The sequence below is a fragment of the Thioclava sp. F28-4 genome (assembly GCF_002020045.1).
Lineage (GTDB): Bacteria > Pseudomonadota > Alphaproteobacteria > Rhodobacterales > Rhodobacteraceae > Thioclava > Thioclava sediminum.
The window spans coordinates 53,128-74,843 of sequence record NZ_MPZQ01000009.1 but is presented as its reverse complement, the minus strand read 5'-3'; the positions used below and the strand labels follow the sequence as shown (position 1 = coordinate 74,843).

Annotated in this window: 18 protein-coding genes; 12 read left to right on the top strand and 6 right to left on the bottom strand. The window is 64.7% G+C overall.

All coding sequences use genetic code 11. The features are described 5' to 3' along the window. Nucleotides 1-5: 5 nt before the first annotated feature. The gene (locus BMI87_RS17255; RefSeq protein ID WP_078522857.1) at nucleotides 6-1,400 is read right to left on the bottom strand and encodes a short-chain fatty acyl-CoA regulator family protein; all 1,395 of its coding nucleotides are present in this window, start codon (nucleotides 1,398-1,400) and stop codon (nucleotides 6-8) included. Nucleotides 1,401-1,635: 235 nt separating this feature from the next. Here BMI87_RS17255 and BMI87_RS17250 point away from each other — a divergent pair, with 235 nt between their 5' ends. The 5 genes from BMI87_RS17250 to BMI87_RS17230 all read left to right on the top strand — a co-directional run bounded on the left by BMI87_RS17250 (nucleotide 1,636) and on the right by BMI87_RS17230 (nucleotide 7,686). Then, nucleotides 1,636-3,168 carry an acyl-CoA carboxylase subunit beta gene (locus BMI87_RS17250; RefSeq protein ID WP_078522856.1) on the top strand — a complete coding sequence of 511 codons (1,533 nt, stop codon included), beginning with the start codon at nucleotides 1,636-1,638 and terminating at the stop codon, nucleotides 3,166-3,168. Nucleotides 3,169-3,176: 8 nt separating this feature from the next. Then, entirely contained in the window at nucleotides 3,177-3,698 is a 522-nt protein-coding gene (locus BMI87_RS17245) for a DUF6497 family protein (RefSeq protein ID WP_246832728.1), read from the top strand. 883 nt (nucleotides 3,699-4,581) lie between these two features. Then, nucleotides 4,582-4,974 (top strand): hypothetical protein, encoded by a 393-nt coding sequence (locus BMI87_RS17240; RefSeq protein WP_078522855.1) that lies wholly within the window; start codon nucleotides 4,582-4,584, stop codon nucleotides 4,972-4,974. Between the two features lie 349 nt (nucleotides 4,975-5,323). Further along, a complete protein-coding gene (locus BMI87_RS17235) occupies nucleotides 5,324-5,530 on the top strand; it encodes a hypothetical protein (RefSeq protein ID WP_078522854.1) in 207 nt (68 codons plus the stop codon). A gap of 152 nt (nucleotides 5,531-5,682) precedes the next feature. Further along, nucleotides 5,683-7,686 carry an acetyl/propionyl/methylcrotonyl-CoA carboxylase subunit alpha gene (locus BMI87_RS17230; RefSeq protein ID WP_078522853.1) on the top strand — a complete coding sequence of 668 codons (2,004 nt, stop codon included), beginning with the start codon at nucleotides 5,683-5,685 and terminating at the stop codon, nucleotides 7,684-7,686. 98 nt (nucleotides 7,687-7,784) lie between these two features. Here the strand turns inward: BMI87_RS17230 and BMI87_RS17225 are convergent, their stop codons facing one another. Continuing rightward, nucleotides 7,785-8,261: a DUF4174 domain-containing protein gene (locus BMI87_RS17225; RefSeq protein WP_078522852.1), complete on the bottom strand. Its 477-nt coding sequence runs from the start codon at nucleotides 8,259-8,261 to the stop codon at nucleotides 7,785-7,787. 178 nt (nucleotides 8,262-8,439) lie between these two features. On the opposite strand from BMI87_RS17225, the gene BMI87_RS17220 reads away from it, so the two are divergent. The 5 genes from BMI87_RS17220 to BMI87_RS17200 all read left to right on the top strand — a co-directional run bounded on the left by BMI87_RS17220 (nucleotide 8,440) and on the right by BMI87_RS17200 (nucleotide 13,871). Beyond that, nucleotides 8,440-9,369: a hypothetical protein gene (locus BMI87_RS17220; protein ID WP_078522851.1), complete on the top strand. Its 930-nt coding sequence runs from the start codon at nucleotides 8,440-8,442 to the stop codon at nucleotides 9,367-9,369. Then, complete coding sequence (gene scpA / locus BMI87_RS17215; protein ID WP_078522850.1) at nucleotides 9,341-11,470, top strand: methylmalonyl-CoA mutase; 2,130 nt, start codon at nucleotides 9,341-9,343, stop codon at nucleotides 11,468-11,470. The genes BMI87_RS17220 and scpA overlap by 29 nt, the downstream gene beginning before the upstream one ends. Nucleotides 11,471-11,715: 245 nt before the next feature. After that, complete coding sequence (locus BMI87_RS17210; protein WP_078522912.1) at nucleotides 11,716-12,402, top strand: TerB family tellurite resistance protein; 687 nt, start codon at nucleotides 11,716-11,718, stop codon at nucleotides 12,400-12,402. Beyond that, nucleotides 12,402-13,409, top strand: coding sequence for an endonuclease/exonuclease/phosphatase family protein (locus BMI87_RS17205; RefSeq protein WP_078522849.1), 1,008 nt, complete (start codon nucleotides 12,402-12,404; stop codon nucleotides 13,407-13,409). Before BMI87_RS17210 ends, BMI87_RS17205 begins: the two co-directional genes overlap by 1 nt. A 45-nt stretch (nucleotides 13,410-13,454) precedes the next feature. After that, nucleotides 13,455-13,871, top strand: a complete 417-nt coding sequence (locus BMI87_RS17200; protein ID WP_078522848.1) for a hypothetical protein — start codon at nucleotides 13,455-13,457, stop codon at nucleotides 13,869-13,871. Here the strand turns inward: BMI87_RS17200 and BMI87_RS17195 are convergent. Genes BMI87_RS17195 through BMI87_RS17180 form a run of 4 tightly spaced genes read right to left on the bottom strand, consistent with a single transcriptional unit; the run spans nucleotide 13,868 to nucleotide 19,493 of the window. Then, complete coding sequence (locus BMI87_RS17195; RefSeq protein ID WP_078522847.1) at nucleotides 13,868-15,418, bottom strand: Ppx/GppA family phosphatase; 1,551 nt, start codon at nucleotides 15,416-15,418, stop codon at nucleotides 13,868-13,870. The two genes, BMI87_RS17200 and BMI87_RS17195, sit on opposite strands and share 4 nt — an antisense overlap. Before the next feature lie 39 nt (nucleotides 15,419-15,457). Then, on the bottom strand, nucleotides 15,458-17,623 hold the full coding sequence (locus tag BMI87_RS17190) for an RNA degradosome polyphosphate kinase (protein ID WP_078522846.1): 2,166 nt from the start codon (nucleotides 17,621-17,623) through the stop codon (nucleotides 15,458-15,460). A 50-nt stretch (nucleotides 17,624-17,673) separates the two neighbouring features. Continuing rightward, nucleotides 17,674-18,348 (bottom strand): DnaA ATPase domain-containing protein, encoded by a 675-nt coding sequence (locus BMI87_RS17185; protein WP_078522845.1) that lies wholly within the window; start codon nucleotides 18,346-18,348, stop codon nucleotides 17,674-17,676. Between the two features lie 2 nt (nucleotides 18,349-18,350). Continuing rightward, nucleotides 18,351-19,493, bottom strand: a complete 1,143-nt coding sequence (locus tag BMI87_RS17180; protein WP_078522844.1) for an AI-2E family transporter — start codon at nucleotides 19,491-19,493, stop codon at nucleotides 18,351-18,353. 235 nt (nucleotides 19,494-19,728) lie between these two features. Between BMI87_RS17180 and proS the strand changes: the two genes are divergently transcribed. Both proS and BMI87_RS17170 read left to right on the top strand, forming a co-directional pair. Further along, nucleotides 19,729-21,066, top strand: coding sequence for a proline--tRNA ligase (gene proS / locus BMI87_RS17175; protein WP_078522843.1), 1,338 nt, complete (start codon nucleotides 19,729-19,731; stop codon nucleotides 21,064-21,066). Continuing rightward, the gene (locus BMI87_RS17170; RefSeq protein WP_078522842.1) at nucleotides 21,053-21,577 is read left to right on the top strand and encodes a hypothetical protein; all 525 of its coding nucleotides are present in this window, start codon (nucleotides 21,053-21,055) and stop codon (nucleotides 21,575-21,577) included. The genes proS and BMI87_RS17170 overlap by 14 nt, the downstream gene beginning before the upstream one ends. Nucleotides 21,578-21,716 lie beyond the last annotated feature (139 nt).

Genomic DNA, 21,716 nt, shown 5'->3' with positions numbered 1-21,716 from the left:
TTTTTCTATGCGATGTCGTAGGGCAAAAGGCCGCGATGGTCAGGATCGACATGCAGCCGGCGTTCCAGCGGCGGAACCGAGCGCTGGTGGCAATCCTTGCGCTCGCAGATTCGGCAGGAGATCCCGATCGGCTGGTAGGCCTTGGGATTGCCGAGCTCCATATCGTCGGCATAAACGAGCCCCTTCGCGTGGCTCACCTCGCAGCCCAGACAGATCGCGTAGCGCCGCACGGGCGCGGTGAAACTGCCGCCCGATTTCGAGACGTCGCGCGCGAGGCAGAGATAGCGCACGCCATCGGGGGTCTCAGCGAGTTGTCGCAGGAATTTCGTCGGTGTCTCAAAGGCTTGGTGGACGTTCCAGAGCGGGCAGGCACCGCCGAACCGGGCGAATTGTAGTCGCGTGGCGGAGTGGCGCTTGGTGATCGTGCCGGCCTGATCGACGCGGACGAAGAAGAAGGGGATGCCCTTCGCGCCGGGCCGTTGCAGGGTCGAGAGGCGGTGGGCGACCTGCTCGGTCGAGGCGGTGAAAATGTCGCAGAGCCGCTCCAGATCGTGGCGTGTGTCCTGCGCCGCCTCCAGAAAGGGGCGGTAGGGCAAAAGGGCTGCGCCCGCGAAGTAGTTGGCCAGACCGATCTTGGCGATAGCGCGGGCGGTGTCGGACTGGAAGCGCGCGAGGTCGAGCGTCGCCTCCAACAGGTCGTTTTGGGTCATCAGCGCGACCTGATGGAGCAGTTGGAACGCCTGCGTCGGGCGGCCCGCATGGGCGTTGATCAGAAGGCGATTGCCGTCACGCTCGCGCAGTTGCGAAATGTCGGAAAACTGCACGTCGATGCCCCGTTTCGCGAGGGTGTCGATCGCATGAGGAATGGGCTCCAACCGATTGCCATCGCGGCAGGAATAGCGCTCGGCGGCGCGGTCGACGGCGTCGATGTAATTGTCGCAATAGTGGAAGAAGTCGCGGACCTCTTCCCAGGGGGATACCACCGTTTGCGCGCCTTCGCGGCCCAGGGCTTCGTCGAGCGAGGCGAGGCGTTCATGGGTTTGGCGATAGGCGCGGTGCAGTTCGAGGAAGGACCGGGCGAGGGCGGGTGCGTTGGACGCCGCGAGCCGCAGATCGGCCAAGGGCGGCGCGCCATCGGAGAAGATCGGGTCGGCCAGCGCTTCGCGCATGTCCGAGACCAGCCGCTCCGCGTCGCCTGCCGAGAGTTCGGTCACGTCAAGGCCGAATTCGCTCGCCAGCGCCAGCACGACCTGCGCCGAGACCGGGCGGTGGTTGTTCTCCATCTGGTTGAGATAGGGCAGCGACACGCCGAGCCGCTCGGCGAAGGCTTTCTGGGTCAGGCCGAGCCGCGTGCGGGTTTCGCGTAGTTTCACACCGGCATAGAGTTTCTGAGTCGCCATCTGCCTCTCCCTTTGCAAAAGAATTTGTAGCTTTGCAAAAATCCCGCGTCAAATTTTCCCGGGTCAGAAGCGGCTTCGCGGGAGCAACCGTGGATAGGCTTCGATCAGCGGCGGACTTCGCAGTTATGCAATTCGCTATCCGTTGCTTGCCAATTATTTGCAAATTTTCTCGAATCCCCTTTGTAAGATTGTTGCGTTCGGAATAGTGTGCCGGGAAATTATGCGGAGGACCCTCATGAGAGACATCCTGAAGGAGCTGGAGCATCGGCGCGACGAAGCCCGCCTAGGTGGCGGCGAGAAACGCATCGAGGCGCAGCACAAGAAGGGCAAGCTGACCGCGCGCGAGCGGATCGAATTGCTGCTCGACGAGGGCTCTTTCGAAGAGTTCGACATGTTCAAAACCCATCGCTGCACCGATTTCGGGATGGAAGAGAGCAAGCCCTATGGCGACGGCGTCGTCACCGGCTGGGGCACCGTGAACGGGCGCATGGTCTATGTGTTCAGCCAAGATTTCACGGTCTTCGGCGGCTCGCTGTCGGAAACCCATGCCGAGAAGATCTGCAAGATCATGGATATGGCGGTGCAGAACGGTGCGCCGGTGATCGGGATCAACGATTCGGGCGGTGCGCGGATTCAGGAAGGCGTGGCGTCGCTTGCGGGCTATGCGGACGTGTTCCAGCGCAACATCATGGCCTCGGGCGTGGTGCCGCAAATCAGCCTCATCATGGGCCCGTGCGCGGGCGGTGCGGTCTATTCGCCCGCGATGACGGATTTCATCTTCATGGTGAAGGACACGTCGTACATGTTCGTCACCGGCCCCGACGTTGTGAAGACGGTCACGAACGAGCATGTGACGGCCGAGGAGCTGGGCGGCGCGTCCACCCATACCAAGAAGAGCTCGGTCGCCGACGGCGCCTATGAGAACGACGTCGAGGCGCTGTTCGAGACTCGCCGCCTGATCGACTTCCTGCCGCTGTCGAACCGCGAGAAGGCTCCCGTGCGGCCCTTCTTCGACGAGGTGGACCGGATCGAGGCGTCGCTCGACACGCTGGTGCCGTCGAACGCGAACACCCCCTACGATATGAAGGAACTGATCCTGAAAATCGCGGATGAGGGGGATTTCTTCGAGATTCAGAAGGATTTCGCGGGCAATATCATCACTGGCTTCATCCGTCTCGAAGGTCAGACGGTCGGTGTGGTCGCGAACCAGCCGATGGTGCTGGCGGGCTGTCTGGACATCGATTCCAGCCGCAAGGCCGCGCGCTTCGTGCGCTTCTGCGACGCGTTCGAAATCCCGATCCTGACGCTTGTCGACGTGCCGGGCTTCCTGCCGGGCACCAGCCAGGAATATAACGGCGTCATCAAGCACGGCGCGAAGCTGCTCTTCGCCTATGGCGAGGCGACCGTGCCGAAGGTCACCGTCATCACCCGCAAAGCCTATGGCGGGGCCTATGACGTTATGTCCTCCAAGCACCTGCGTGGCGATTTCAACTACGCCTGGCCGACCGCGGAAATCGCGGTGATGGGCGCCAAGGGCGCGGTCGAAATTCTCTACCGCTCGGAGCTGGGCGAACCCGAGAAGATCGCCAAGCGCACCGCCGATTATGAGGACCGTTTCGCGAACCCGTTCGTGGCGGCCGAGAAGGGCTTCATCGACGAGGTGATCCAGCCGCGCTCGACGCGTCGCCGGGTGGCCCGTGCCTTTGCGGCGCTGCGCTCGAAGAAGCTGTCCAACCCGTGGAAGAAGCACGATAACATCCCGCTCTGAGGAGGCGCATGACGGGCAGGCCGAGGATCACGACGCTCTTGCCCGGCGCTCTCGCCGGGCTGGTGCTGGCATTGCCCGCATCGGCTCAGGAGCTGCGGGAGGTGCCGCCGGTGCCCGATTACGGTGCGATGATGCATCCGGGCAATCTGGGTGAGGATCTGGGGCCGGGCGATGGGCCGGAGGGGACGAAGGGCGATGCGATCCCGGTCCCGTCGGGGCAAAAGGTCTGGTGGATCGACGTGATCCATAACGAGGCCGGGCCGGACGGGCTGACCTATCGCTTTCGCTTCCTTGCGCCGCAGATCGGAGGGCGCAGTCCGCTGTCCTCCGATATCGCGCTGAAGGATATCGAGGCGCTGTGCAACGGGTGGGTGGTGCCGCGCCTGCCGCAGCCCGGTCCGGAGCCCGCGCAGGTGATGGTGAGCCTGTCGGACCAGATCGTGCCGTTCGGCGATGCCGCCCCCGAGGTGGTGCAATATTTCGACAGCTTTTCCGTCGAGGACGGAAACTGCGTTTGGGAGTTTTTCTGATGGCTTTGGCCGGAACCGCAGATCACAGCTTGGAGGGCATGATGCCGGGGCGCGCGCAAGCGCAGCCGCTCACGGCTAAATCGCGCTTTCGTGAGCGGGATTTGCAGGCTAACCTGCCCTTGGGGAAAGCAATTTCGGTCCCCGCATTGAAACGGGTCGTGCCGGACCTCGCCGAGATCGGGGCGGGCGCCCCCTTGGACAGGAGAACGACATGTCGAAAGCTCTCATCGCGCTTGGCCTCGTGGCCTTCGTCGCAGCCTGCGCGCCCAAGCCCGAGCCCGCGCCGGTGGCCGTCACGACCGAGCCGACCTACACCGGCAAGTACAAATAATCTGCGTGCGGGGCGGGGCGGCAGCCGTCGCCTTGCCTCCGCGATCCCTGCGGGCGCGGTGGCGCTTTGCGTCCCGCAATACGTTTACCTAGCGGAAATTTGCCTTTTGGAGTATGCTCCTAACCATTCCAACAAAGAATGGGGGAGAGTGAGATGGTTCGAATTTCTCTGGGTGCTATGGCCTGCGCGGCCCTGCTTGTGGGTTGTGCGCCCAAGCCGGAGCCTGCACCGGTCACCGTGGAGCCGGTCTATACCGGCAAATATGGCGGCCCAGTTGGCGGCTCCTGCCGACCGACCGGCCGGCTCGTCGACTCGCAATACCCGGCTTCCGTGCCCGACTGTCCGCTCGAATGCGGACCGCTCGAAATGGCAACTGCCGCAACAACGCAGCGACCGGCACAATGTGTGCCCGAGCCGCGCGGCGGATCAATGCGTCAGCCGACGGGAACGCCTCGCTCGACAACTCCGAACGACCCGACGCGCGGGTAACAGTGTTGCACTGCTAACGCTCAGCACGCGCCGTCCCAACATCTTCAAAGGGGAGGGCGCGTCATGCTGAAGCATCGCGGTTTCCCGTCGCGGTTACCCTCGACGGATTATCAATTCACCATTCGCCGCGCCAACAAGAAGGGCGCGACGAAACTCATCCGGCGTGAACGCTATGCCGATCGCGGTCATGGCGATCGCAAGGCCGATGCGGGCTTCATGGCCGCGCTCTGGGCGCAGTTCGGCGAAGAGCCGTTCGAGCGCGGCAATCTCGATGCGGGCCGGTTGAGCTGGCTCTTCGGGCGCGAGGTGGTGGCCGCCGAGGATCCGTTCGATCCCGAAAGCTACGAGGCGCTTCTCAAAATCGACGTGAAACGCGCGGAAGCCTCCTTCCCGGAGGTCTTCGCCGATCCCGACGCCTTCACCTTCGATGATGACGAGGATGAGGATTGGGCATGATTTCGCTGATGTCCTGCGCGAAATGGCGGCATGCCGCCGAACCTCATGGTTGCAAGGATTTCGCCTTTGCAATCGCCGGTGCGCGCGGTCACATTGAGCGGGCAAGCCGTACTGTCCCCAACACCCGCGGCTTGTTTAATATCCCTACCCCTTCCCTATTCCTGCGGCCTGATCTTATGGTCGGGCCGCAGCTTTTTTCTTTCGGGGGTCAAGGGGGGCTCCGCCAAGATGTGAAGGGGAGCGGCGATAGCTCGCCGATGGGGCTTCAGCTCGCGTTTTCGCCGTTGGCTTTTCACGGCGCCGCGATAAACTCGCGTCCAATCATAACCGCTATTGGAGGCAGTTTCCCATGCGCAAAACCCCGATCCTTCTTCTCGTTGCCGGCCTCGCTCTCGCAGGCTGCATGCAAACCGACGGCCAGCGCGCCCTCGCCGGTGCGGCCGGCGGCGCGATCATCGCGGATGCGACCGACAACAACGCGCTCACCGGCGCGGCTCTCGGCGCGCTCGCAGGCACGTATTGCGACGACGCAGGCGTCTGCCAGCGCTCGTACTAAGCACATCTGCGCGGCTTTCGCCGCGTCCGATCGCTATTCGACCGCCATCGGGGCTGCACGCCCCGGTGGCGGTTTTTCTTTTGTCTCACATCATGAACACGACACGCGGGGCGGGGGGATGCCCCTCCCGCACCGGAAGGGAAGGGCCTGACATGTTCAAGAAAATCCTGATCGCCAACCGTGGCGAGATCGCTTGCCGCGTCATCAAGTCGGCGCAGAAGATGGGGATCAAGACGGTCGCCGTCTATTCCGATGCCGATGCGCAGGCGCTGCATGTCCAGATGGCCGACGAGGCGATCCATATCGGCCCGCCGCCCGCGAACCAGTCCTATATCGTGATCGACAAGATCATGGATGCGATCCGACAGTCGGGCGCCGAGGCGGTTCACCCGGGCTACGGCTTCCTGTCGGAGAACAAGAAATTCGCCGAGGCGCTCGAGAAAGAGGGCGTCGCCTTCATCGGTCCGCCCTCGGGCGCAATCGAGGCGATGGGCGACAAGATCACCTCGAAGAAGCTCGCGAAAGAGGCGGGCGTGTCGACCGTGCCCGGCTACATGGGGCTGATCGCGGATGCCGACGAGGCGGTGAAGATCTCCGACGAGATCGGCTACCCGGTGATGATCAAGGCTTCCGCCGGTGGTGGCGGCAAGGGGATGCGTATCGCTTGGAATGCCGAAGAGGCGCGCGAGGGCTTCCAGTCGTCCAAGAACGAGGCCGCGAACAGCTTCGGCGACGACCGTATCTTCATCGAGAAATTCGTGACGCAACCGCGCCACATCGAAATTCAGGTGCTCGCCGACAAGCACGGCAACTGCGTCTATCTGAACGAGCGCGAATGCTCGATCCAGCGCCGCAACCAGAAGGTCATCGAAGAGGCGCCGTCGCCCTTCCTCGACCCCGAGACGCGCAAGGCGATGGGCGAGCAGGCCGTAGCCCTGTCGAAAGCGGTGGATTACTGCAGCGCGGGCACGGTGGAATTCATCGTCGATGGCGACAAGAACTTCTACTTCCTCGAGATGAACACCCGCCTTCAGGTGGAGCACCCGGTCACCGAGCTGATCACTGGCATCGACCTCGTTGAGCAGATGATCCGCGTGGCCGATGGCGAGAAACTCCCGATGAAACAGGAAGATATCGGCATCAACGGCTGGGCCATCGAGAGCCGCCTCTACGCCGAGGATCCCTATCGCAACTTCCTGCCCTCGATCGGGCGTCTGACCCGCTACCGCCCGCCGGTGGAAGGCAAGACCGCGACGGGCGGCATCGTGCGCAACGATACCGGCGTCTTCGAGGGCGGCGAGATTTCGATGTTCTACGACCCGATGATCGCCAAGCTCTGCACTTGGGCGCCGAGCCGTGGCGAGGCCATCGAAGAGATGCGTCTCGCGCTCGATATGTTCGAGGTCGAGGGCATCGGTCACAACCTGCCGTTCTGTGCGGCTGTGATGGATCACGAGCGTTTCGTGACCGGCAACATCACCACCGCCTTCATCGAAGAGGAATATCCCGAAGGGTTCAACGGCGTGACGCTGGACGAGGGGATGCTGCGCAAGGTCGCGGCGGCCACCGCGGCGATGGAGCGCGTGGCCGAGATCCGGCGCACGAAGATCTCCGGCACGCTCGGCAACCACGAGCGCAAGGTCGGCGTGGATTGGGCGGTCTCGCTTCAGGATGAGGATTTCAAGCTGAAGGTGAACGCGGATCGCCATGGCTCCACCATCATCTTCGAGGATGGCGAGGAGATGCGCGTCGAGAGTGACTGGACGCCGGGCGACCCGCTGGCCGAATTGACCGTGAACGGCGCGCCGCTGGTGCTGAAAGTCGGCAAGATCCCGATGGGCTTCCGCATCCGGGTGCGCGGCGCCGATCTGAAGGTCCACGTCCGCACGCCGCGCCAGTTCGAGCTCGCGCAGCTGATGCCGGTGAAACTGCCGCCGGATACCTCGAAATTCCTGCTCTGCCCGATGCCGGGTCTCGTCGTGAAGATCTCGGTCGAGGAAGGCGCGGAAGTGCAGGAGGGTCAGCCGCTGGCCACCGTCGAGGCGATGAAGATGGAGAACATCCTGCGCGCCGAGAAGAAGGGCACCGTGAAGAAGATCAACGCCGAGGCGGGCGCGAGCCTTGCCGTCGACGACATCATCATGGAGTTCGAATAAGTGACGCCCGCGCCGTGGCATAGGGAGGCCGGGCGACCGGCTCACCCCGCCACGGCGGGGTGCGATCTATTGGCGCGCGGTGTTGTGCGGGGATGTGGTCAGAAGCCGCGCTCTTCGCGGATTTCGTCGCGCCGGATCGGCATCTTGTCGATCGAACGGACGATCTCGCGCGCGTCCCACGGGGCGGGCTTGCGCAGGTTCACCGTGCCGTCCTTGGCGATGATGACGAGGGAGAACCCGCGCGGGCGCAGCGTGCGGCGCACGTCGCTGGCCGGATCGGGCGTGGTGTCCGTGATGACGACGACGTCGCGCCGGGCCAATTCCGCCCAATGGTCCTTCAGATACCGGATCTGCTCCTTGAAGGCCGGGTCGAGCGGACTGTCGGCGAATACCACGATGGGCCGTTTTTGCCAGACGAACGCGTCCAGATCCGCATCCGCCCCATCGACCGGTGCGAAGGGGGGCATGACCTCGGGCTCTGCCACGGCGAGATCGACGGTGCTGTCCTGGGCTGCGGCCGCGAAGGGCGTCAGCGCAAGAAATGCAGCGAGTCCAAGGGATAATAGACGGGTCATGGGCTCCTCTCTCGTTCCTGATATATGCGCGCGAGCCCCCTCGCACCATGCCGGACCGTGCGAATTTTCGCCAAATGCGTCCTTTAAGCGCCGCGCAAGGACTCGCGGTGCAGACTGGCGCCGGGTTTTCGGGGCTGCGGTAGGGTGCCGCTTGGACCCGGGGCCGTGGGGGCCGGGCATGGATGTCATTTTGCATATCGGGGCGCATCGCACCGCGACGACGACGTTTCAGGCGTGGATGCTGCAAAACGCCGACGCGCTGGCCGCAGGCGGGATCGCCTATTGGGGGCCGGACCGTACGCGGGCGGGGCTGTTCTCGGGGCTGGTGAAGCGCCCCGATCTGGTGACGCCCGAGGATGGAACGGCGCTGTCGCGGCTGCGAACCGCGCTGGCGTTCGAGCTGGATCGGCTCGCCGATCAGGGGATGCGCCATCTGGTGATCTCGGAGGAAAATCTGCTGGGCGCGATGCCGCAATGCGTGGACATGCTGACGCTCTACCCGGATGCGGCGGGGCGGCTGGAGCGTGCGCGGCAGGTGCTGGGCGAGCATCTGGGCGGCGTGGCGCTGTCGATGCGGCGCTATGATATGTGGTGGTCTTCGGTGCTGTCGGTGATGGCCGGGCGGGGCACTGGCCTGCCCGATGCGCGCGGACTTGCGCGGCTTGCCGATCATCCGCGCGGCTGGCCGGAGGTGATCGCGCAGGCGCAGACAGCGCTTGGCGCCACCGTCACGGTGTGGAGCCATGAGGCGCTGGGGGCGGAGCCGCAGGCCCAGCTTCAGGCGCTTGTGCCGGGCGAAGGCCTGCCTGCCGGGCTGTTCGATGCCCGCAAACGGCGAAACGCGGCCCCGGGACGCGCGGCGCTGCGCGAGGGGCTGCTGCGCGCCGGGCATCGCGTCGCGGCGGGGCCGGGACGCTGGATGCCTTTCGATCAGGTGCAGCGCGCGCAGATGACCGCCCGCTATCTGGAGGATCTGACCTGGCTGCGCCGCGCGCCGCCGGGACTGAATTTCGTGGAAATGACGGCCGAAGACGCGGGGAAGACACCCGCCGCGGCGACAGTGGAAGAAGGATTTGGCCATGACGGACAAGAAAGAGGACTGGCGTAAGCTCGCCGAGAAGGAACTGCGTGGCAGGCCGTTCGAGGACCTGACCTGGAACACGCTCGAAGGGATCGCGGTCAAGCCGCTTTACACCGAAGAGGACGTGGACGGGCTCGACCATCTGGGCACCATGCCGGGCCTGTCGCCTTTCACGCGCGGCCCGCGCGCCACGATGTATGCGGGCCGTCCGTGGACGATCCGGCAATATGCGGGCTTCTCGACCGCCGAGGAGTCGAACGCCTTCTACCGCAAGGCGCTGGCCGCCGGGCAGCAGGGCGTGTCGGTGGCCTTCGACCTCGCGACCCACCGCGGCTATGACAGTGACCATCCGCGCGTCGAGGGCGATGTCGGCAAGGCGGGCGTGGCGATCGACAGCGTCGAGGACATGAAGATCCTGTTCGACGGTATCCCGCTCGATCAGATTTCGGTCTCGATGACGATGAACGGCGCGGTGATCCCGATCCTCGCCAACTTCATCGTCACCGGCGAAGAGCAGGGCCATGACCGCAGCGTTCTGTCGGGCACGATCCAGAACGACATCCTCAAGGAGTTCATGGTCCGCAACACCTATATCTATCCGCCCGAGCCTTCGATGCGGATCATCGCGGATATCATCGAATACACCTCGAACGAGATGCCGCGTTTCAACTCGATTTCGATCTCGGGTTACCACATGCAGGAGGCGGGTGCGAACCTCGTGCAGGAGCTGGCCTACACGCTGGCGGACGGGCGCGAATACGTGCGCACCGCGATCAAGGCGGGGATGGATGTCGACAAGTTCGCAGGCCGCCTGAGCTTCTTCTTCGCGATCGGGATGAATTTCTTCATGGAGGCCGCCAAGCTGCGCGCGGCGCGCCTGCTGTGGAGCCGGATCATGGAAGAGTTCGAGCCGAAGAAGCCGCAAAGCTCGATGCTGCGCACGCACTGCCAGACCTCGGGCGTCTCGCTGGCCGAGCAGGATCCCTATAACAACGTGATCCGCACGGCGTACGAGGCGATGTCGGCGGCGCTTGGCGGCACGCAATCGCTCCACACCAACGCGCTCGACGAGGCGATCGCGCTGCCCACCGAGTTCTCGGCCCGGATCGCGCGCAACACGCAGCTGATCTTGCAGGAAGAGACCGGGATCACCAACGTGGTCGATCCGCTCGCGGGCTCCTACTACGTCGAAAGCCTCACGGCGGAACTGGCCGAGAAGGCGTGGGAGCTGATCGAGGAAGTCGAGGAGATGGGCGGCATGACCAAGGCCGTGGCCTCGGGCATGCCCAAGCTGCGCATCGAGGAAACCGCCGCCCGGCGTCAGGCGCTGATCGACCGGGGCGAGGATGTTGTGGTCGGGGTGAACAAGTATCGCCGCGAGACCGAGGACGAGCTGGATATTCTTGATATCGACAATGCGAAGGTGCGCGACAACCAGATCGCGCGGCTCGAGAAGATGCGCGCAAGCCGCGACGAGGCGGCCTGCGAGGCGGCGCTGACGGAACTGACGCGCCGCGCCTCCGAGGGTGGCAACCTGCTCGAAGCGGCGGTGGAAGCTGCACGCGCCCGGGCCTCTGTGGGAGAGATTTCGATGGCGATGGAAAAGGTGTTCGGACGTCACCGCGCCGAGGTGAAGACTTTGGCTGGTGTCTACGGTGCGGCCTATGACGGCGACGAAGGCTTCGCCCAGATCCAGAAGGACGTCGAGACCTTCGCCGAGGAAGAGGGCCGCCGCCCGCGGATGCTGGTGGTGAAGATGGGGCAGGATGGCCACGACCGCGGCGCCAAGGTGATCGCGACGGCCTTCGCCGATATCGGCTTCGACGTCGATGTGGGCCCGCTGTTCCAGACGCCGGAAGAAGCCGCGCAGGACGCGATCGACAACGACGTGCATGTGGTCGGGATTTCGTCGCAGGCGGCGGGTCACAAGACGCTGGCACCGAAGCTGATCGAAGCGCTCAAGGAAAAGGGTGCCGAGGATATCATCGTGATCTGCGGCGGCGTGATCCCGCAGCAGGATTACGACTACCTCAAAAAGGCGGGCGTGAAGGCGATCTTCGGGCCGGGGACAAACATCCCGCTGGCCGCGCGCGAGATCCTCGACATCGTGCGTCAGGCGCGGTCCTGAGGGCGAGGGCCTGAGGGCGCGGGAGAGGTGGCACGGGCGAGGGGGCTCTGCCCCCGCGCTGACGCGCCCCCCGGGATATTTTGACCAAGGCGAAGTTCGGGCTTTGCTTTGAATTTGGGCGGCGCGCGGGGGAACTCTGCGCGCCGCCAGTCATTTCAAAACATTACAACGATTTAATCACAGGGCGGATTTGCGCGGGTGCATTTCCGCCGCAGCGCGGCTAGACTTGAATCATGGACAAGCCCATCTCCCTTTGGTCGCGTATCGCGCAGGCGCTCTCCGCTCTCGGGCGGGGGGAGGCGCTGTCGACCGTTTTCGACAATCTGCGCCAGCCGCCGGAACGCTCGGTCGCTTTCACCATCGCGGTGATCGCGCTGGGGGCGAAGATGGCGAAGGCCGACGGGCAGGTCACGCGCGACGAGGTCGCGGCGTTCCGGCGCATCTTCCAGATCCCGCCGGAAGAGGAAGCCAATGCCGCGCGCGTTTTCAACATGGCGCGCACCGATGTGGCGGGCTTCGACGCTTATGCCCGCAAGATCGCCAACATGTTCGGCCCCGGCGCGGATGTGCTGAAGGACGTGCTCGAAGGCCTGTTCTTTATCGCGCTGGCCGATGGCGATTACCACGAGGGCGAGGATGCCTTCCTGCTGGAAGTCGCGCGGATTTTCGGGCTGGAGGAATGCTGTTTCCGCGCGATGCGGTCGGCCTTCGTGGAAGATGCCGATCCCGATCCGTGGACCGTGCTGGAGGTCGAGCCGGGCACGCCGCTCGATCAGGTGCGCAAGGTCTGGCGCAACAAGGTGCGCGAGGCCCATCCCGACCGGGCGATTGCCCGCGGTCTGCCTGAGGAAGCCGTGCAGCTGTCTCAGGCGCGGGTCATTGCGCTCAACAAGGCCTGGGAGGAAATCCGCGCCAGCCATGCGGAGGCGTGATGCGGATCGCCACTTGGAATATCGAGTGGTTCAACAGCCTTTTCGCGCGCAACGGGACGCTTCTCGACGATGGTGAATGGTCGGCGCGCTACAACGTGACGCGTAGCCAGCAAACCGGGGCGATCGCGATCGTGATGAGCGCGCTGGAGGCCGATGTGCTTCTGGTTGTCGAGGCGCCCGACGACAATCATCGCCACAAGACGGTGGATATGCTCGAAGGCTTTGCGGAGCGGTTCGGGCTGCGCCAGCGTCGCGCGCTTCTGGGCTTTTCCAACGACACGCAGCAGGAATTGGCGCTGCTTTATGATCCCGATGTCGTGACGGCGCGGCATGATCCGCAAAGTTCGGAGGCGTGGCCGCGCTTCGATGGCAGCCTGCGGATCGACCTCGATATCGATGCGCGGATGGATACGGTCACCTTTTCCAAGCCACCCCTCGAAGTCGCGCTGGGAACCCAGAGCGGGGAAGTGCTTCGGCTGATCGGCGTGCATGTGAAGTCGAAAGCCCCGCATGGCGCAACGAGCCTCGAGACAGCCACCCGCATGGCGATCGAGAACCGGCGCAAGCAATTGGCGCAGTCGATCTGGATCCGGGGCCGCGTGGAAGAACATCTCGCGGCGGGCGACAGCCTGATCGTGCTGGGGGATTTCAACGACGGTCCGGGGCTCGACGAATACGAGAAGCTGTTCGGACGCTCGGGCGTGGAGATCGTCGCGGGCGAGGGCGGGCCGGACGCGGAGCGGCTTCACGATCCCCATGCGCGGCTGTCGAAAGCGCATCGTACGGCCGCAGCCCCCAGTTCCGCGCGGTTCTACCTCGTCGATCAGAAGCAGTATTTCTCGGCCATGCTGGATTACGTGATGCTCTCGCCCGATCTGGCGGCCCGGGCGACGAAGTGGCGTATCTGGCACCCGTTCGACGACCCCCATATCTACCGCGTGCCCGAATTGCGCGAGGCGCTTTTGCAGGCGTCCGATCATTTTCCCGTCTCCGTCGATATCGAGTGATCGGGGGGCGTGATTTTCGCGCCGCTTCAGCGTAGGATCGGAGCTATGAAACAGCCGCTTGTCTTCGCTTTGTCGCTCGCCCTTCTGGCAACGCCCGTCTCCGCGCAGGAGGAGGGCGGCGACGTCGATCAAGGGTTCTCCTTGTTGCAGGAGGGCGCGCAGATGCTGTTTCGCGGGCTGATGGACGAGATGAAGCCGCAGCTCGACGAGATGCAGAAAGGCTTGGGGGAGGCTGCGGCCCAGTTGGGGCCGAAGCTGCGCCAGTTCCTCGCGCTGGTTGACGACATGTCGAATTACGGCGCGCCCGAGCGGCTGCCCAATGGCGATATCATCATGCGGCGCAACGCGGACGCGCCGCCGCCGCCGCCCCTGATGACCGAGCCGCCCGAGGACGCGCCGCAGAAAGACGGCCCGAACCAGGGCGGGCCGGTTGAGATCCCGGAGGGCGGGATCGAGCTTTAGTCGGTGATGATAGGTTCGGCCTTCAACGCACTCGCAAGCGAGCGGAAGCGCGACTCGGCAACCTCGCCCATCAGCGCCTTGCCGCGCTTGGTCAGTTTCAGTTCCAACTCGCCCTTCTTGGCCGAATATTTCAGCTCGCCGGCATCGGCGGGGCTGTGGGTCGCGAACATCGAGCCGAAGCGCATCGCCTTGCCCAGAACCTCGGCCTCCTGAATCTGCTCTTCCGTCTGCAGCGGCAGGAACGGCTCCAGCCGCGATCCGCCGCGCGAGTTCTTGTAGCGGTGCAGCAGCGCCACGCCGAGCCAGATCCGCTCGGGGTGGGACATGGCCGAATAATTCGCGCGGGTGACGTTCTCGAAACAGGCCTCGGCGCGGTAATCGGGATGGGTGCGCCACGTCGTGTCATGCAGCAGGCAGGCCGCGCGCACGAGGCGGAATTTCTCGGGCGGCAGCGGCCCGAAGATAGGTTCGATGAAGGCGTGGAGCTTCTTGCCGAAACCGGGCATCCGGCTCATCACGCGCTCGGTATGGCGCGCGGCTTCCACCAGCGGATCGCGGCGGCGCAGCCGTTCGGGCATCTGCTCGTAAAGCAGCCCTTCGCGGATGCCGTAGGCGGAGACGTCGATCTCCTTGGGCTCGAAGGTGGCGATCAGCTCGCGCAGCACCTGACTTGCCAGCGGGACGAGTTCCATCCGCGCCGAGGAGGTGCCGGTTTTCGCGCGCAGCTTCTCCATGTCGGATTTGCCGATCCACTCGATCGTCTCGCCCAGCTCGTCGGGCTTCATCCGGTATTCGTGCTGCACGAGCAGCGGATAGTCGCGCCGCTCCATGTCGAGACGTGCGATGGCGCGCCACGAGCCGCCGACGAGGTAGATGCGTTCGTGCTCGGTGCCGACCTTCTCGGCCAGCTCCTGCATCGTCGCCTGAATATGGGCGGTGATGGCCTTCTTGCCGCCCGCGATCTGCTGCAGACGGAAGGGGCCAAGCTGCGAGGTGGCCCGACGCCAGACCTTGCCGCCGCGGATCTCGGCCAGCTCCATCGAGTTGCCGCCGATATCGCAGACGAGGCCCTCGGCCTCGGGCCAGCCCAGAAGCACCCCTTGCGCGGAGAGGCGCGCCTCTTCGAGCCCGTCGACGATATGGACCTTGAGGCCGGTCTCTTTCTCGATCTTGCGGTGAAACTCGGGGCCGTCCTCGGCATCGCGCATCGCGGCGGTGGCGACGCAGGTGAGCGGGCCGATCTCCATCCCCTCGGCGAGCGCGGCGAAGCGTTTGAGCGCGGTCAGCCCGCGTTCGCGGCCCTCGGGATTGAGCCTGCCGGTCTCCGCCAACCCTTGGCCGAGGCCCGCCATGACCTTCTCGTTGAAGAAATAGGCGGGGCTGCGCGCCGCCCCGTCGAAGACCACCATCCGGATCGAGTTGGAGCCGATATCGACGACGCCGACGCGCGAGAGCGCGCGCACGGATGGGTCATCGAAGAGAGGCTGGCCGAACGGATCCCAATCGTCGCTGTCATCAACTGTCGGCGCCGCTTTGTCTTTGCTCATCTGCCCGTCCGTTCGAGTCGTTCGCACCCAAAGCTAGGGCTAGTCGAAGCTATGGGCAAGTTCGGGAACGTCGCTTGCCCCAGCGGAACCCCGGCCCGAGAGCGAGGGGTATTCCATGAAGAACCGGTGGCAGGAGAACAGGTCCTCGCGGTCGTCGGGCAGGTGGCGGATGAACTTGCCGTCGGGCTGCAGAATCCAGCTCTGCGCCTCGTCGGCCATGTTCGCCGCCATGATCTGGCTGACGATCTGCGCCTTCACCGTGGGGTTCTTGGCCTCCACCAGCGTCTCCACCCGGCGGTTGAGGTTGCGTCCCATCCAGTCGGCGGAGGAGAAGAACACCCGCGCGTCGTTCGACGGCAGGGCATGGCCATTGCCGAAGCACACGATGCGCGAATGCTCGAGGAACCGTCCGACGATGGATTTGACGCGGATATTCTCGGACAGGCCCTTGATGCCGGGGCGGATGCCGCAGATGCCGCGGATCACGAGCGAGATTTTCACCCCCGCCTGCGACGCCCGGTAGAGCGCGTCGATCACGTCGGATTCGATCAGCGAGTTCATCTTCGCCCAGATCGCCGCGGGTTTGCCCGCCTTGGCGTGTTCGATCTCGCGGTCGATCAGGTCCAGCAGGCGCGGCTTCAGCGTGATCGGCGAGATCGCGAGGTTCTCCAGACCTTCAGGCTGCACATAGCCCGAGAGGTAGTTGAAAACCTTCGTCGCATCGCGCCCCAGCGCCGCGTCGCAGGTGAAGAAGCTCAGATCGGTATAAATCTTCGCGGTGATCGGGTGGTAGTTGCCGGTGCCGTAATGGGTGTAGGTCACGAGATGGTCGCCCTCGCGGCGCACGACGGTCGAGATCTTGGCGTGGGTCTTGTAGTTGATGAACCCGTATACGACATGAGCGCCCGCGCGCTCCAGACGGCGCGACTGGCGGATATTGGCGGCCTCGTCGAACCGGGCTTTCAGCTCCACGAGAGCGGTCACCGACTTGCCGTTCTCCGCCGCCTCACACAGCGAGGAGACGACGGGGCTGTCCTTCGACGTCCGATAGAGCGTCTGCTTGATCGCCAGCACGTTGGGATCGTTCGCCGCCTGATCGATGAAGCGCACCACCAGATCGAAGGTCTCGTAGGGATGGTGCAGAAGGATGTCCTTCTGCTTGATCGCGGCGAACATGTCGCCCTCGTGGTCCTGCACGCGTTCGGGCACGCGCGGGGTGAAGGTCGGCCAGAGCAGATCGGGCCGCTCGTTCAGGATCAGTTCCTTCACATCGGCAATGCCCACGAGGCCCTTTTCCTCGACGACCTCGTCGGGATCGACATGCAGTTCTCGCATCACCAGCGCTTGCAGGTCCTCGGGAGCGCCCGGGGAAACCGACATGCGGATGACCTGACCGCGGCGGCGGCGCTTGAGCGCGGTCTCGAATTCGCGCACGAGGTCTTCGGCCTCGTCCTCGACTTCCAGATCGCTGTCGCGCAGCACCCGGAACGAGCACGAGCCCACATCCTTGTAGCCCGGGAAGAGCGAGCTCAGATGCAGCATCAGAAGCTGTTCGAGCGGCAGGAAGCGCGCCTCGCCCGGCAGCCGCACGAAACGGTCGATCTGCGCCGGGATCGGCAAGAGCGCCTGCAACCGGCGCTGATCGCTTTCGCGCTCCAGCTCCAGCGCGAGGCAGAAGCCGGTATTCGGGATGAAGGGGAACGGGTGCGCGGGGTCGATCGCCAGCGGCGAGAGCACCGGGAAGACGTTGTTGAGGAAGTGATCTGAGAGGAAGTCGAGATCGCGCTTGGTCAGCCGCGAGCGGCTCACCACATGGATGCCCTCGCGCTCCATCTCACGCTTGAGCGCCGACCACGTCGCCTGCTGCGTGTCCATCAGCCGCCGGGCATTGGCGTTGATCTTTTCCAGCTGCTCGGCCGGGGTCAGCCCGTCATCGGAGGCGTTCACGTTGCTTTCGCGCACAAGCTCCATCAGGCCCGCCACGCGCACGGTGTAGAATTCGTCGAGATTGGTGGCCGAGATCGACAGGAAGCGCACACGCTCCAACAGCGGCACACGCGGATTGCGCGACTCTTCCAGCACCCGCCAGTTGAAGGCCAGCCAGCTCAATTCCCGGTTGAAGAACCGGCCCGGTCCGCTGATCTCCGACTCGGGCAGCGTGATCGGCGTGGGGAAGGGGGTCTTGAGGAAATCTGCTTGGGTCATGGCGCGCTTATCGTTGGATTTTGTAATGGCTCCGTGACAGTTTGCGCGGCTCAGTCGAGACTGTCCAGAACCTCCGCCGCCAGTCTTTGGGTGATCGCACGGCGCTGCGCGAGCGCCTGCCGATCGAGCGCCGCGACCAGTTTGCGCGCGGTCGCCAGAGAGCGGTCCATCCGCGTGACCAGCCAGCCGATCAGGTTCGGCGGCACGGTCAGTTGCCGGTCCGAGAACAGCTTCACCAGCACGGCCGCCAGCAGCGCGTCATCGGGGGGCGTGATCCGCACGGTCGCGGTCGCCTCCATCCGGCTGATCAGATCGGGCAGGGTCATCCCCCAGTCGCGCGGCGGCGTGCGCGCGGTCAGCAAAAGCCGCCCGCCCTCGGCCTGCATCAGGTTGTGCAGGTGAAACAGCGCGCGCTGGCCCGCCTCATCCGCGCCGATCCTCTCGGCGCGTTCGATCACGGCGGCCCCTTTCGCGACGAGGGCCGGGGCCATCTCTTCGGTCAGATCGCGGGCGGGCAGGATGTCGGCGCCCTGTTCATCGGCCCAGATCGTCGCGAGATGCGTCTTGCCCGCGCCTTCCGGCCCGATCAGGATCATCCGGCCCAGCGGCCATGTTTCGGGCGCATTGAGGGTCGTCACCGCCAGCGCATTGGCTGGCGAGATGAAGAAGTCTTCACGCCCCTGCGCGGAACGCAGGTGCAGCGGGAAGGTCAACTGCTCGGCCATTCTCAGCTCTCGTGTTCGGTCGTCTCGGTCGCGCCCGTCACTTCCCCGGTCTCCTCGTTGATGAGAGAGATCGGCGAATGGGCTGTCGGCTCGCGCTCCGTTTGCCCTCGGTAAAGCGCCCCTTGCAGATATTGGTCGATGAAGAAGCGCGCAACCACTCCGATCACCGCAGCGACGGGAACGGCGACCAACATGCCAACAAAACCGAACAAAGTGCCGAAAGCGGACAGCGCGAAGATCAGCCAGAGCGGATGCAGCCCGACCGAATCGCCCACGAGTTTCGGGGTGACGAAATTGCCTTCGAGAAACTGGCCGAGCACGAAGATGCCCGCGACGATGCCGATATTGAACCACTCGCCCCAGAACTGGAACAGCGCGAGGCCGATGGCGAGCGCGCCGCCGATGATCGCCCCGATATAGGGGATGAAGGTCAGCGCGCCTGCGACCGAGCCCACCAGCAGCCCGAAATCGAGCCCCGCCGCCATCAGCGCGATCGCGTAGAAAGTGCCCAGCACGAGGCAGACCGTGACCTGACCGCGCACGAAGCCCGACAGCACCCGGTCGATATCGCGCGCGATGGTACGGATCGTGTGGACGTGATCGCGCGGCAGCCAGCCGTCGATCTTCGCGACCATCCGGTCCCAGTCGAGCAGCATGTAGAAGGCCACGACCGGCACCACGACGATGAAGACGACGACATTCACCAGCGTCATCGCCGAACTCAGCAGGGTCGCCGCCAATTCGCCGCCGCGCGCCTTGATCGCGGTGCCGAGCGTATTGAGCGTGTCGTTCACGACCGAGTTGTGCAGGAGATTGGGGAAACGCTCGTTCAGGAAGGTCTGCAACGAGGCCAGAAGATCGGGCGCCAGGGCGACGAGCTGTCCCAACTGCCGCGCCAGCATCGGCACCACGGCGAGCGCCAGCACGACGAAAATCAGAACCGTCACCAGCCCGATGATCGCGGTCGAGGCCGCGCGGCTCAGCCCCAGCTTCTCCAGCCGGTCTGCGAGCGGGTCGAGGAAATAGGCGATCGCGCCACCCATGATGAAGGGCAGGATGACATTGCCCAGCCACCACAGCGACAGGACCAGCACCAAGGCGGCGACGGACCAATAGGTGACTTGCTGGCGGGCAGGCAGGGCCATGCGCGGTCCTTTTAAGCGATGCGTTCGCTCTAACGTGGCGAAATGCGGTGGGAAATCAAGGCTAGGATCGCGCGCCCCTTCCTCTTGGCGGAAATATCCCGGGGGAGGCGCGGATGCGCCGGGGGCGGAGCCCCCTCATAGGCGACACCCGCAACCTGCGCCACCATCTTGCCCAACGCCCCCGTTTCCTCTAGGCCAAACGCAACGTCTGACACCAACCCTCGAAGGACCGCTCATGCGCCTGTCCCGCTATTTTCTTCCCGTTCTCAAGGAAACCCCCGCCGAGGCGCAGATCGCCTCGCATCGGCTGATGCTGCGTGCGGGTATGATCAAGCAGCAGCAGGCCGGGATCTATTCCTGGCTGCCGATGGGCTTCAAGGTGCTGCGCCGGATCGAGCAGATCGTGCATGAAGAGCAGGCGCGTGCCGGCCATCTCGCGATCCAGATGCCGACGCTGCAATCGGCAGATCTGTGGCGCGAGTCGGGCCGCTATGACGGCTATGGCGAAGAGATGCTGCGGATCACCGACCGGCAGGGGCGAGATATGCTTTACTCGCCCACCGCCGAGGAGATGGTGACCGACATCTTCCGCGCGCATGTGTCGAGCTACAAGCAACTGCCGCTGACGCTCTATCAGATCCAGTGGAAATTCCGCGACGAGATCCGCCCGCGCTTCGGCGTGATGCGCGGCCGCGAATTCCTGATGAAGGACGGCTACAACTTCGATCTGTCGAAGGAAGACGCGCTGCACGCCTATAACCGCCATCTCGTCAGCTATCTGCGCACCTATGAGCGCATGGGGCTGCAGGCGATCCCGATGCGCGCCGATAGCGGCCCGATCGGCGGCGATTACACCCATGAATTCCTCGTGCTGGCCGAGACGGGCGAGTCGGAGGTCTTCTATGACAGCGAGATCACCGATCTGACCTTCGGCGACCGCGAGATCGATTATGACGACGTGGCGCAGTGCCAGAGCGTGCTGGAAGAGTTCACTTCGCGCTATGCCCGCACTGACGAGACCCATGACGAGGCGGCCTTCAACGAGGTCCCGGAAGAGCGGCGCCGCGTCGCGCGCGGCATCGAGGTCGGTCAGATCTTCTATTTCGGCACGCAATATTCCGAGGCGCTGGGCGCGAGTGTCCAGACCCCGGACGGTTCGAAAGTCCCGGTCCATATGGGCTCGCACGGGATCGGTGTGAGCCGTCTCGTCGGCGCGCTGATCGAGGCGAACCACGACGACAAGGGCATCATCTGGCCCGAGGGGGTGACGCCGTTCCATGTCGGTATCGTCAATCTCAAGCAGGGCGATGTCAGCTGCGACAGCGCCTGCGAAGCGCTCTACCGCGCGTTCCTCGATCACGGGCTCGACCCGCTCTATGACGACCGCGAAGAGCGCGCGGGCGCGAAATTCGCCACCATGGACCTGATCGGCCTGCCGTGGCGCATCACCGTCGGCCCGCGCGGGATCGCGGCGAACAAGGTGGAACTGACCTGCCGCCGCACCGGCGAGAGCGAGGAGATGCCGGCGGAAGAGGCGGTCGAGAAGATCGTGGGCATCTATGAAGGGCTTTGATCTGATCTTTGCCGCCAGCGCGGTCGCGGCGGGCCTGCTCGCCGGGCCCGCTTTGGCCGAAGGCTCGGGGCAGGGCGCCCGGCAGGGCCTAGTGGCGTGGTCGAGCGACGCGCTTGGCATCTCCGCCAAGGTGCCGCAGGGCTGGACGTCGGATGAGATGCCGGGGGGCGGGATCCTGTTCTCCGCCCCCGATATCGACCCGCACAAGACCGCCCATGTCGCGTTGCGCGCCCATGTCGATCAGGGGGGCGACCTCACGGTGGCACATGAACAACTGCTGCACACGATCCTGCTCGATGGCGATACGGTGCTGTCGGATGACGTGACCGAGGACGGGTTCGCAATCCGCTCCAAGGACTCGTTCGGCAAGGTGACGCTGCGCAAGACCGCGCGGCTCGATTGTGAGGGTGGGCCGGTGCTCGCCTCCGTGCAGACCGATTACCCGGCCGATCTGGCCGAGGGCATGGCGCCGCTTCTGGCGGATGTGTCCGGCACGCTGGGCTGTAAATAGGGGGCTCTGCCCCCGCCCGTTCCGGGCTCCCCCGGGATATTTCGACCAAGCCGAAACAGGCGCGCTCTCGCCGCTATGACCGGGCGCAGGCTTGACCTTTCGACCCCGCCGCGCCAGCTTGCGCCGAATTTTCGTGGAT